This is a genomic window from Saliphagus sp. LR7 (genome assembly GCF_003344565.1).
GTDB lineage: Archaea > Halobacteriota > Halobacteria > Halobacteriales > Natrialbaceae > Saliphagus > Saliphagus infecundisoli.
On the sequence record NZ_QPND01000017.1, the window covers coordinates 45,319 to 56,634 of the forward strand.

16 protein-coding genes and 1 pseudogene are annotated in these 11,316 nt (G+C 58.9%); 7 read left to right on the forward strand and 10 right to left on the reverse strand.

The genetic code is table 11. The annotated features are described in order from the left end of the window. Positions 1-322: 322 nt before the first annotated feature. Positions 323-970 carry a helix-turn-helix domain-containing protein gene (locus DVH23_RS18055; RefSeq protein ID WP_114578811.1) on the reverse strand — a complete coding sequence of 216 codons (648 nt, stop codon included), beginning with the start codon at positions 968-970 and terminating at the stop codon, positions 323-325. Between the two features lie 97 nt (positions 971-1,067). Here DVH23_RS18055 and DVH23_RS18060 point away from each other — a divergent pair, with 97 nt between their 5' ends. From DVH23_RS18060 to DVH23_RS25055, 3 genes are all read left to right on the forward strand, one after another. Next, positions 1,068-2,384, forward strand: a complete 1,317-nt coding sequence (locus DVH23_RS18060) for a cytochrome P450 (RefSeq protein WP_255565278.1) — start codon at positions 1,068-1,070, stop codon at positions 2,382-2,384. A 284-nt stretch (positions 2,385-2,668) separates the two neighbouring features. Further along, positions 2,669-3,610: a glycosyl hydrolase gene (locus DVH23_RS18065; protein WP_114578813.1), complete on the forward strand. Its 942-nt coding sequence runs from the start codon at positions 2,669-2,671 to the stop codon at positions 3,608-3,610. 563 nt (positions 3,611-4,173) lie between these two features. Then, positions 4,174-4,305, forward strand: coding sequence for a hypothetical protein (locus tag DVH23_RS25055; RefSeq protein WP_255565275.1), 132 nt, complete (start codon positions 4,174-4,176; stop codon positions 4,303-4,305). Positions 4,306-4,443: 138 nt separating this feature from the next. Here the strand turns inward: DVH23_RS25055 and DVH23_RS25060 are convergent, their stop codons facing one another. Further along, positions 4,444-4,566, reverse strand: a complete 123-nt coding sequence (locus DVH23_RS25060; protein ID WP_255565276.1) for a hypothetical protein — start codon at positions 4,564-4,566, stop codon at positions 4,444-4,446. A gap of 55 nt (positions 4,567-4,621) precedes the next feature. On the opposite strand from DVH23_RS25060, the gene DVH23_RS18080 reads away from it, so the two are divergent. Together DVH23_RS18080 and DVH23_RS18085 are read left to right on the forward strand one after the other, a co-directional pair. Then, positions 4,622-5,491, forward strand: coding sequence for a transcriptional regulator (locus DVH23_RS18080; protein WP_342764192.1), 870 nt, complete (start codon positions 4,622-4,624; stop codon positions 5,489-5,491). Positions 5,492-5,808: 317 nt separating this feature from the next. After that, positions 5,809-6,171 carry a cupin domain-containing protein gene (locus tag DVH23_RS18085; RefSeq protein WP_232833819.1) on the forward strand — a complete coding sequence of 121 codons (363 nt, stop codon included), beginning with the start codon at positions 5,809-5,811 and terminating at the stop codon, positions 6,169-6,171. A 368-nt stretch (positions 6,172-6,539) separates the two neighbouring features. On the opposite strand, the pseudogene DVH23_RS18090 reads toward DVH23_RS18085, so the two are convergent. After that, a pseudogene (locus DVH23_RS18090) lies at positions 6,540-6,763 on the reverse strand (IS701 family transposase); the annotation flags it as partial. A 98-nt stretch (positions 6,764-6,861) separates the two neighbouring features. Here DVH23_RS18090 and DVH23_RS18095 point away from each other — a divergent pair. Continuing rightward, on the forward strand, positions 6,862-7,704 hold the full coding sequence (locus tag DVH23_RS18095; protein WP_114578815.1) for an ABC transporter permease subunit: 843 nt from the start codon (positions 6,862-6,864) through the stop codon (positions 7,702-7,704). Between the two features lie 203 nt (positions 7,705-7,907). Here the strand turns inward: DVH23_RS18095 and DVH23_RS23775 are convergent, their stop codons facing one another. The 7 genes from DVH23_RS23775 to DVH23_RS18120 form a co-directional block, all read right to left on the reverse strand. Beyond that, positions 7,908-8,081 carry a hypothetical protein gene (locus DVH23_RS23775; protein ID WP_157972484.1) on the reverse strand — a complete coding sequence of 58 codons (174 nt, stop codon included), beginning with the start codon at positions 8,079-8,081 and terminating at the stop codon, positions 7,908-7,910. Then, positions 8,078-8,470, reverse strand: a complete 393-nt coding sequence (locus tag DVH23_RS18100) for a hypothetical protein (protein WP_114578816.1) — start codon at positions 8,468-8,470, stop codon at positions 8,078-8,080. The genes DVH23_RS23775 and DVH23_RS18100 overlap by 4 nt, the downstream gene beginning before the upstream one ends. Further along, entirely contained in the window at positions 8,463-8,792 is a 330-nt protein-coding gene (locus DVH23_RS18105) for a hypothetical protein (protein WP_114578817.1), read from the reverse strand. The genes DVH23_RS18100 and DVH23_RS18105 overlap by 8 nt, the downstream gene beginning before the upstream one ends. A gap of 253 nt (positions 8,793-9,045) precedes the next feature. Further along, entirely contained in the window at positions 9,046-9,315 is a 270-nt protein-coding gene (locus DVH23_RS18110) for a hypothetical protein (protein WP_114578818.1), read from the reverse strand. A gap of 36 nt (positions 9,316-9,351) precedes the next feature. Continuing rightward, entirely contained in the window at positions 9,352-9,498 is a 147-nt protein-coding gene (locus tag DVH23_RS24375) for a hypothetical protein (protein ID WP_198667992.1), read from the reverse strand. Beyond that, on the reverse strand, positions 9,491-9,676 hold the full coding sequence (locus tag DVH23_RS18115; RefSeq protein WP_114578819.1) for a hypothetical protein: 186 nt from the start codon (positions 9,674-9,676) through the stop codon (positions 9,491-9,493). The genes DVH23_RS24375 and DVH23_RS18115 overlap by 8 nt, the downstream gene beginning before the upstream one ends. Further along, on the reverse strand, positions 9,673-10,002 hold the full coding sequence (locus DVH23_RS18120) for a hypothetical protein (RefSeq protein ID WP_114578820.1): 330 nt from the start codon (positions 10,000-10,002) through the stop codon (positions 9,673-9,675). Before DVH23_RS18120 ends, DVH23_RS18115 begins: the two co-directional genes overlap by 4 nt. 526 nt (positions 10,003-10,528) lie before the next feature. Here DVH23_RS18120 and DVH23_RS18125 point away from each other — a divergent pair. After that, positions 10,529-11,269, forward strand: coding sequence for a superoxide dismutase (locus tag DVH23_RS18125; RefSeq protein ID WP_114578821.1), 741 nt, complete (start codon positions 10,529-10,531; stop codon positions 11,267-11,269). The last annotated feature ends 47 nt before the right edge of the window (positions 11,270-11,316 follow it).

An 11,316-nucleotide genomic window follows, 5' to 3' on the forward strand; every position in this document is an offset into this window, starting at 1 on the left:
TGGAACGAAGAGATGAACTCGTTCAATGGTCCAGTCAGTACGAACGCAATCGAGGGCGGCAACTGGCGTTTGGAGTACGGTCTTCGAACGCCGTACGCGCGAGTTCTAGGGGGCACTCGCGCGTACAGCTCTGTTGGCCCTCCACGACTCGATGTACGTATTCCGCAATGGGTGTCCTCAGGAGAGTTTCGGCCAGCGGAAGCAGGAGAGAACTCACAGACCTGAGATAGTGGACCAATTCTATCCCCAGTTACGATGGAGGCAGAATAAGAATGACAAGTAGAGAGTAATCAGTCGTAAGACCCCGTCAGTAGTGACTCGGTCACAGAACGTATTCCGAGAAGACGCACGATTCGACGTTCCGGAGGTGCTTTCCGACGGTACTGGGTTCCACACCCACCTGTCCAGCGATGTCGCTGTGGGTTGCCTCCCGTGGCGTTTCGTAGTACCCGAGGCGGATCGCGGTCTCCAGCACTTCCTGCTGGCGATTGGTTAGTCCAGAGAACACACGCTCGACCTCGGGATGGTACGGTCCCATCGCAACGAGTTCCATTTCGACTCCAGCGGGGGGTGTCGAGGGAGCGTTTGCAAAGTCCTCTTCGCGACCGACCATCGTGACACGATGGCCCCCATCCTCGGTGATCTCGACGGGAAACTCCACGACGAACTCCCCGGTCTGCTGGCGCTCGATCAGGTGTTTGATCGGTGGCGTCGGCTCGATGTGGACGTAGCAATATCCGGACTCGTCACCCGATACCGTGAAGCCGTATACTCCCGGTGCGTCGGCCATAATCGAGCGGTAGTGGTCGAGATTTCCCCCGACTTCGGTCAGCATCACTACTGTGCCGTTCTCTAGTTGTTCGACAGCGTGGATCGCCTCGCGTGTAATGTCCGTGGCTTTCTCGAGCTGTTTGCTGACCGGGTGAAACACCTCGTCAACCGGGTGCATAACGACGGTCACGTACCGCATCAGTGTGGACTGTAGATCGGGCGGCTATATAAACACGGTTCGGATGCGTCAACGTAGAACTATCCGGAGCCGAGCACTACCCTCATCTATGCCCGACATGGCGACTCCGCCGACACCCGATGGTGTTCCGTTTCTCGGCAACGGGATGGCGTTCTCGCGCAGTCCGTTCGATGCGATGGAAGAATGGGCACAGCAAGGTGATGTCGTCCGCCTCACGTTCCCGGGTCAGTCAATCTATCTGGTGACGAGTCCCGATCTCATTGAAGAAATACTGGTCGAGCGCCACGGGCAGTTCACTATTGGCCGCCAGCAGCGCAAGACGTTCAGCGGGATTGAGGATGACGCTTTAACCGCGAACACTGGTGACCGATGGAAGCGGCTTCGAGGTGCGCTCCGCCCGGCGTTCACATGGGACCGAATCGAGGCGTATGGACCGCAAATGGCCGAGCGAACCGCTGCCCACACTGCCCGGTGGGACAACGGGCAGATGGACCTGCATCGCGAGATGCGCCTTCTGACGGTGCGAATACTGGGTGATACGCTCCTCGGCACTGACGTGACGGGGGATGAGAAGGTGATCATGGACGCCGCTGACGCCCTCGTGGATCGGGCCGATCCTCGCCGGATCGGTAAACTGCTGCCCGACTGGCTTCCCACGCTGACGGAGCGACGCTTCGAGCGCCGGATCGCGGCGCTGGACGACTACGTGAGGGGGGTGCTCGACGGGCATACACCTGGAGACGGTGACGTGTGTTCGGTCCTATTGGCAGCCCACGACCGTGGTGATCTCTCGATGTCAGAAGTGGAGGATAACCTCGTGGGGCTGTTACTCGCTGGGCACGATTCCTCGGCGGTAGCGCTCACCTATGCGTGGTACGAACTGAGCCGTCACCCCGAGATTGCGCGGTCGCTGGTGGAGGAAGCCGACGAGATAGCTGACGACGGCCTCCTGGGAGGTGATGATTTCGAGAGGTTGGATCAGACCCGCCACGTCGTGAAGGAGACGCTCCGATTGTACCCTCCAACGTGGGGAGTCAACCGGCAGGCAACCGAGTCAGTGACGCTCGGCGGGTACGAGATCCCCTCGGGGGCTCAACTGATGATTCCACAGTGGGTGCTCCACCGGGACGAGCGCTTCTGGGAGGACCCGCAAACGTTCGACCCGAGTCGATGGGCACGCGACGAGCCCCGCCCAGCGTTCGCTTACTTCCCGTTTAGCGGGGGTCCCCGCCACTGTATCGGGATGCGTTTCGCGCGCCTCGAACTGACGATGGCGCTGGCGACGATGGCGACCCGGGTCGAGCTCGATGTGACGGCTTCCGGACCGTTGACGTTCAAGCCGTCGTTGTCCCTCCGGCCGACGGTGGATATCGAAGCCACTGTTACCCCTCGCAAGCTCAACCGCGCTGACTGATCCCCGCTTCGAGCGCAAGGGTGTCACGGAGTGAGCTGCAACGGACTGGTGGCTACAGGACTCTTTAGTCGCTCACACTACCAAAACCCGTTTCAGCGAACCTTTATCGGTGATTCTTGCGTACGGAACTACCAGGAGGACACCATGACAGATAGACCGCTCGGCGGCACCGAGATCGAGAGCAGCCGTATGTCCCTCGGCTGTATAAGCATCGTCGACTCCGGACATAGTGAGGCAGTCGCGTGTCCAGCCGGGACTGGTCCAACACCTATTGGAGGATCCCGATGCTCCTGATTGGCACGAGCGAGGGCGTCTACCGTGCCCCGGTAGATGAAATTGACGACGCAACGCGTGTCCTCGACACCGAGCGCGTCATGCGGGTGCGCCGGTTCGGCAAGAGGATCTTTGCAGCCACCCAGTCAGGGCTCTTCCGCTCGACCGATAGCGGCACGACGTGGACCGACCTCGATGTTCCCCGAGATGAGGTCTACTCCGTCTGCCAGAGTCCCGATGGCGAGCGACTGTATGCCGGCACGCATCCTGCTCACCTCTACGTCTCCAGTGATGACAGCGAATCGTGGCGCGAACTGACTGGCTTGCAGGAGTTGCCGTCGCGCGAGGAGTGGCGACTCCCCCGCCACCGCCATGAAGCTCACGTCCGTGCTCTCGACATACACCCTGACGCCCCTGAACGGATTATCGCTGGTATAGAGGTGGGTGGCGTCCACGTCAGCGACGATGGTGGGGACACATGGAGCGAACGGCGCGATGGACTCCACGACGACGTTCATCACATCCTCGTCCGGGATAGCGAGGAATACATCGCGTCGTGTGGCGGCGGGCTTTACCGCACGCACGACGCGGGTCGGTCGTGGACGCGTCTCGACACCGACGTGGATCACACCTACTTCCGGGAGGCGTTCGCTGCTAACGGCCGGCTGTACGCGGCGGCGGCGCGTTCGTCACCCCCGTCGTGGGGTGGCGAGCACGGCGCAGATGCAGCACTGTTCGAGTCGACTGATGGCGGCGACACCCTCGAATCCGTGCCGTATCCGGGGAAACCCGATGACTTCATCCTCGCGTGGTCGGCCCTCGATGAGGATGACGACGTGCTCGCGGGGACACGCGGTGGTAATATCCTCCGGCGAACCGGCGGCGAGTGGACACGAATCGGGAGTGTTCCAGCGTCCATTCGCACGCTCTCTGTCACGTCGGGTTCCGTCTAACGGCCTCGAGGGCCCTCACAGCGGTCAGGACGGAAGGCTGGCTGGATCCGAACTGCCCTGGAGATTGCAGCGTCTCGCTTGTTGTCTACCGGTGGTCGATAGAACAGCGCATGTCACGAAGGCACTGTTCCCTCGTACGTGGTTTCGAGCCACTCCTCCCACGTCACTGTCCCAAGAGCGTGGTCAGGACAGGTCGCCTTTCCCTCACGAAAGGCTGCAAACGCCTTCCCCGGAATCGGAAGTGGGAGGATCGGCCGCCATTTCCCCCGTACATCGCGATACGCTCTGACCAGCTCCCCTGCGGTATGGATCTCGGGGCCACCGATGGGTTCCAGCCGCCCGCTTGGCTCTGGTGTTGCGTGTTTGACCAGTCGGTCTGCGACTACGCCGGTGTCGATCGGTTGGTCGCGTCGCAAGCCGGTCCAGAGTTTCGTGTTGTAGCGATTGGTATCCGTCGTCTCATACCTTCAAAATCGTGTACACCGGGCGCACGGCGGTTAAACAGCGTAATAGGCACTTGGCTGAAGCATGCTTCTGACGTGGAGAGCAAAGTCTAGAGGACTTTGCGACACGACCAACTTCTTGAGGAAGCCAGCGAGATCGTCGCCGACGGCCTTGAAGACGACCCGCCGATGTCCGACATGATCGACACGGCACTACCCCCGAGGAGATCGAACAGGAGGCCGCCGACCTAGAGATCGCCCCACCCGAAGAGGCGACCGCCCTCGACGACACATAGGCGATCTACGACTCATACCCAGAGGGTGAACCATGGCATGGGAGGGGCCAGTAACCGACACCCGCTGCAACGAGGAGGCGTCCTCGGCGGCGTCTCAAAGCACGTCAAGGTAGTCATCTTGCTCATCGTCGGAGAGATCGCCGTAGTACTCGTTGGGAATCTCCGGTGGGTCGTACTCGCTGACAACGCCACCGGCAGTGATACACCCGGAATCCATCGAAATATAATTAATCCTTAGGAAAGAGTGTTGTACGGGAGTGCGTAGTAGAAGCATGAACGCGCCACTTGAGACTATCGACATAGAATCGTCACTCGACGATATCGAGTTTCTGGCCCGTTCGGAACACCGCGTTAACGCGCTTGTCGCATTAACTGAAGGGTCCTATGATCGCCGTGACCTTCAAAATGCCACCGGAGCCTCGGTATCAACGATCTCTCGCGTTCTCACTGATCTCGAAGATCGTCATTGGATCACCCGAAACCCGCCTCGGTACGAGTTGACACCATTAGGAACGTTCGTGACCGAACGGTTCCTCGATCTCCACGAAGCGATAGGTCTTGAACGAACGCTACGCGATGTCTGGCAATGGTTGCCTCGTGATATGGACGGATTTTCAGTTGAACTGTTCGATGACGTCGTCGTCTCGTATCCGGGGCCTGCGTATCCGTATCAACCTGTCGAACGCGTGACTCATCTTCTTGAGCACACCGAGACGATACGTGGTCTTGGAACGACGATCTATAAATCAGGAAACATCGAAGTGTTCTGCCGGCGCGTCATAGAAGGAATGGAGATGGAATACGTGTATGCACCATCAGTCCTCCGAGCCATTATCGTATGGAATCCGGATCTCGTCACCGACGTCTTCGCTTGCGAGAACTGTACCATCCTACTGCATGATGACCTGCCGGACGGCGATCGGTGCGGACTCAACGTGATGGATGACTATATTGGGATCTGTGGACACGAGCGCGAGACCGCACAACTCAAGGCGGTAATCGATACCCAATCGCCGGAAGCGCGTGCATGGGCGACGGACGTGTATGAGCGCTATCGCAGCGAAGCGCGCCCCTTCGATCCGAATTCATTTGAGACGGGAGATCAGGATTCACGGAGGACTGCGTTACGGGTTGAGGTATAATAGTCGGTCAGTATCCGCCCCGACCTGGGCCATTTCCGCGATTTTTCACCCGTAGTGGAAGACTCCCTACTCATCGACGGCTTCTTCTCCCGTTCATCGATATGAATACGCCCTACTCGTAACGACACCAGTCCCTACGCTATACGATAACGGGATCGTTGACATGATTGGAAGTTGATATTAATTGCAGAGGGTGAAAATTTTCACAAAATAAGTATATTTCTTCATCCGGCGTACTGGTGGTCGCGGAAGGTGAGACGCCTGCCGCACAGGAGAGAGACACCATGCAAAAATCAAAAGAAGAACTGCCAGTTGCGATGGAGACACCGGACGCGGAAGTACGACAGCAGACCGACTTCGGTGCGGCGACTGACTACGGGGAGTTGGCCGCAGAACGCATCCGGTTCGCCGCCGGAACCGACCTCACGCCGCTCCTTGAAGGCTTGGAGAACGACATGTGCCAGTGTCCCCACTGGGGCTACGTGCTGGACGGTGCAATCAACCTTCGCTACAGCGACGGCACTGAAGAAGTCAGCGAAGCAGGAGAGCAACTTTACTGGCCGCCGGGACACACCCTCTGGGTTGAGGAGGACACGGAGTTCATCCTCTTCAGTCCACAGGACGACCACATCGAAGTGTTTGAACACATGGCTGACAGGATGGAAGAGTTAGCGGAGTAGGGTATGGCACGAATCTACGACAAAAAGGCTGACGACGCGTGCCGACAGGCACTTTCCGAACCACGTTAGGCCGTCTTAGAAGCCCAGGACGTGGTGGAGGTGACCTGCCCACATCCGGATTGGGAGCGGGGATAGCGACCATATCGGCTTCTGATGTAGGGGCAGAGATAACGGTGACACACAGTGCAGCACCCTTCGGTGACTACGAGAAGGTGCGCTGCCGGGCGGAACACAAGGTCTTCGTACACTACTGCGAGACGCCGTGATATCCTACCGTGGCTGATAGTACTGCGGAGAAGATTTTGAGGCACCGAAAGAAGAACAGAAAAATAGCAGGACGTGACGCATATACGAGATCAGGCGAAAGAGTTCTTCAATTGCTGTTGGTCCCAGTCGTATTCGGTGAGGAACTTGTTGAGAGCGCGTTTGCCTTGGGCCGGAAGGACTTCGCGTTCGATGCCCGCCACGGTCTTGTTACTGGCCGCAACAAGCCCGATGGCGTAGATTCTCGCATGATGACTTGTGCCGGTGACAGCGACTCGAACTCGCCGAAGGCGCGCGTACACGACAAGAAGTCTGTAATCGGCATCATCCGTCCTTTCCACCGCCTATGTTACGCTTCTACTTCAACGTGCAAAGCTAAGTATAAAACGGAGGTTTGAAGTGTATCAGATATTGACCAAATAAGAAGTGAGCCTAGTTGCCGTCGCAAAGAAAGAGCAACGGGAGTGCCGGCGCTCGTATACATTGCTCGGGACGGCACTTCTCTTCGTTCTCTCCGCCGCGTTCCTTGCCGCAATTCAGTGGGTGCCGAGGCTTGGTCTGCGCGCAGGAACGCCGACGAGTACACTCGCACTCTTGAACAGTCTCGCACAGCCTGGAGCGATATTTGTACCGATGCTCGGGCTTTTAATCGGCTATCATACGATAGCGGGAGAACGTGAGCAGGGAACCCTCAGAATTGCGTTAGGTTTGCCGAACACTCGACGGGAGGTCGTCTTCGGTAAGTTCGCCGGTCGACTTGCCGTCATCGCAGCGGCAATAACACTCACCAGCATCATCATCGCCCTCATTGCATTGGCGACGTTCGAGTACTTCGATACGAAGGCGTTCGTTCTCAACACTGTTCTCACGATTTTGTACGGTGGTGTGTACCTCGCAATCGCGATCGGGTTTTCCGCCTGGATGCACTCTCGTCTGCGAGCAATGGTGGGGACGTCGTTCCTCTATCTGGTGTTTCTGCTGGGCTGGGACGCGGTCCTACTTTTCCTTCAGCTGATTTTTATCGGTCCAACGCTTCCCGAGGGCAGCCAGCTTCCGGATTGGATGCAATTCATCAATATACTGAATCCGGCGACCGCGTTCCAGTACGCCAGAAAAGCCGTCCTCCCTGCCTACGCCGAACTCACACCGGCTCCAGAATCAAGCGCAGTTTATCTTCAGGACTGGGTCGGATTTCCTATCCTGTTTATTTGGATCGCTGCTCCACTCATCTTCGGCTATATACGGTTCAAGCGGACCGATCTTTTCTGAGTGCGTCTTCGGGAGGAATCATAGGGTCGGTGACCACGATTTACCGTTCGATCACGCCACCGTGTTGCGATCAACAGTGCAATGACTTGGACCCGGCCCTATCATACGACACTGGATGACAGCGATCTCGGTCTTTTCCATGAACGGCTGTTCGAACTCATCTCTCGCTCCCCAGGGGAGGAAACAACACCACCTACGTGCGGTCACGCCGAACTCGACGGCTCGTGGCTGTCTGGATCGTCACACGAACAACCGATCGCAGCGACGTCGCCACACTCGGGACACTCGTAGATCGGGATCACGTCCGAACCCCGCTGGGGCAGCGGCCCCTTTTTCGGCCCCTCGTAGCCACACTCCGCACAGTGAGAGCGGCTCATTGGTCTCGACGTGCTTCCTCGCGGCCCCAGTGGGCCGCTTGCTGGTGGTCAGAAACCAGTTCGTGCGTTGTAGACGTCCCAGCGAGGAGCCGGCCCGTCTCCACATCGGTCACCACGTCCGAGCGAGCGACTGCCGAGAGCAGTTCGCTTGCGACCGAAGCCATCGTTGCGGCCCGCTTGTGAGCGTAGGCCTCGTGTTCGTGGTCGGGAGCGTCCTCGGGAGGACGGTCGGCTTCGAGTTCGGCCAGGCGCAGGAGCGCTCGCGCACCCCAGCAGTCGAACTTTGTGTCGTCGAACCGGTCCGACTCGTGAACGGCGTCGTGGAGCTGCTCAGCGAGATCGCAGATAATCGACGCTGAAACGCATACGTCGATTTCCTCGTCAGTCATCTCGATCGACCTCGGGATTGTCAGGACTCTCGTCGGCCGCGCACCACCACTGAACGACGATCGTCCCGCCCTCGAGGTCGTCGACGTCGTACTCAACACCGTCCGGGATCGGCAACGTAACGCGCTCTTCACCGGTCCCTTCGGGGTAGCCCTCGGTCGGTTCCGGGTGATCGTCACCGTACTCGACGTCGGGCACTGGATCGTCGATCCCACCAGGACGACCGTATCCAGGAACGTCGTGAGGATCCGGGTCCAGATCCGAGAGCATCCGCCTGCGTTCGTCGCGAGCATCTCGATGGAGATCGCGGAGTTCGCGGTCCATCAGCGCTCTTCCTCCGCGATTTCACTGGAAAGAGTGGTGTCCCCTTCCGAGAGCGGTACGTCTTCGTCGAACGTGCGTTCGTACACTTCTCTGAGTGGCATTCGAAGTCACCTCCTGGGGACGAGTGACTGTCTTCACCTCGCCTCCCGACCCCTCTCAGGGGGCTAATCGACACCACCGTCGGTGCGGACTCGCAGCGGCCATCTACGGAGTTACCTCACGCTGTCGAGGACAATCCGGGGCGTGAGGTAACTCACGAGCGGGGGGGGGGTTCAACGCGGTCGATCGACTCGAGATGGATGGTGTCACGCAACTCGCCGTCGTGGCGAACGTCGGTGATGATGCGAATGTCGCCATCCATGTCGAAGCGCTTAGCGATGTCGAGGAGATCGAAGAGGCCAGCGTCAGCGTCTCGATCTAAGACGAGGATCAGGTACCCCCGAGTCGGGATCCAGCCGTCTTCGACGAGTGCGAGCGACTGGAACTGCTCGAGCGCTTTCTCGGAGGTGCCTGAAGAGCCCATCGGGGTGCGTACTTTCGATGTGTGCTGGCGAGGGGGTTAATTGTTGAGGCCAGCACCGGCACCGTCGTAGCGGTCTGTCTGGCTTCGACAGTGGGGACAGGCATGGAGCGTGCCCTGGTTGTCCGCGAACACCCGTTTGTACTGGTCGGTGACGTGGCCGCCGCAGTTCTCGCACTTAGCCATCGGTACTCTCCGTCTCTGTGAGCTGGTCGTAGAGAGCGAGCGTCGTCTCGAGTTCGCCGATCGACTCGGTGAGCGTTAACGGCTCGGGCAGGTGGGTTTCGAGACGGTCGAGGGTTTTGAGCGTGTCTTCGAGTTCGATTTTGACTCGGTTGCTCGACCAGGAATTGCGGGGGCTCATCGGTTCTCACCCCTGCGCTGGGGGCACCCCGGTGCATGGGGCAAACGATCGCGGCCACCGAGGTCGACGAGGAGCTCGCGCTGGCAGTCTCGGCACCGGACGTAGGCTTTCCCGCCCTGTTCCGGTGGCTCGGTGTGGTACGTGTACACCGATTCGACCGTCGTCTCACGACCGCTGTCGGCAACCGTTCCGCCGTCCGTGATGGCGTCTCGAGCTCGGAGCGTGCGAACTCGGGCTGCGGCCCGCTGGCGGAGTTCGCGACCTGCGGCGGTTTCGTAGTGGTCGGCTCGCTGTGCGACCGCATCGATCTGGCGCTGTTGTGCCATCTAACTTCGCCTCCACTCCTCTCAGGGGACGACCAACACCACGAGCGGGCTGCGAGGAGCGGTTCTATTGAGAAGTTACCCCACGCAATCGATTTCAGGTCGAATCTGTGGGGTAACTAAGCGTCTCTCATGCGAGTCGTGTTTTCGAGCGATTCAGGATACGAAAATTCCAGGTTGCTCTCGTCTGATTCTCGCGATACGTACGGCTGCGAATTGAACGCTGAGAATCCTACCAGTTTCAGATGATGTTTGAATCGCCCTGCATGATGCAGGGCGCGAATGTAGCACAAATCATGGGCTCCCGAGTAGCGACCCACCGTTCTTGAGTTTCCTGCTACATTGAGAGGCCTATACCTGACTTCCTTGTTTCAACTTGGAGTTGCCCCACCCTCCGATTTCAAAGCCGACAGGATTTGTCGTCCCTATACTTGGCCCCTCGTTAGTTGATATTCCGTAAATTTATACAAACTGTTGCAAGCAGTATTTTATTTACGACAGTCGAATAACAGCTGTTTGGGTCGAACCCATGGCACAGAACGATGACCCCGTCGTCGCGAAACGGCGCTCGTTCTTGCAGGCACTGGGTGTCTCCGCAGGACTGGCGACGCTGGGCACGACGACGGCGGTCTCCGCTGCCGAAGACGACACTGCACCAATGAGCTACGAACTCCCCGACCTTCCCTACGCCTACGACGCGCTCGAACCGCATATCGACCAGCGAATCATGGAACTCCATCACGGAACCCATCACCAGGGGTACGTCGATGGGGCAAACTCCGCCCTCAAGAAACTCGCCGAAATTCGGGAAGCCGGCGAGTTCGAGGGGATCAAACACGTCAAACGCGACCTCTCGTTCAACCTCTCGGGGCACGTCAACCACACCGTCTTCTGGGAGAACATGTCCCCCGACGGCGGCGGCGAACCGGACGGAGGCCTCCGCAATAACATCGAGGCCGACTTCGGATCGTTCGAGGCCTTCCGGTCGGAGTTCACTGAGGCCGCGAACGCCGTCGAAAGCAACGGCTGGGCGATGTTGTTCTATGAGCCTGTTGCCGACCGCCTGATAGTCGGCCAGGTCGAGAGCCAGAACCAGCTCGCTCACCAGGACTCAACGCCGATCCTCGCGCTCGATGTTTGGGAACACGCCTACTACCTCCAGTACGAGGCCGACCGCGACGAGTACGTCGAGGCCTGGTGGAACGTCGTCGATTGGGACGACGTCGCCCGCCGCTGTAGAGCAGTACAGAGCGGCGAGGACCCCTACTGAACAGCGAGTGACCAAACCGACCGATTCACAACTGTATCGATATCTCT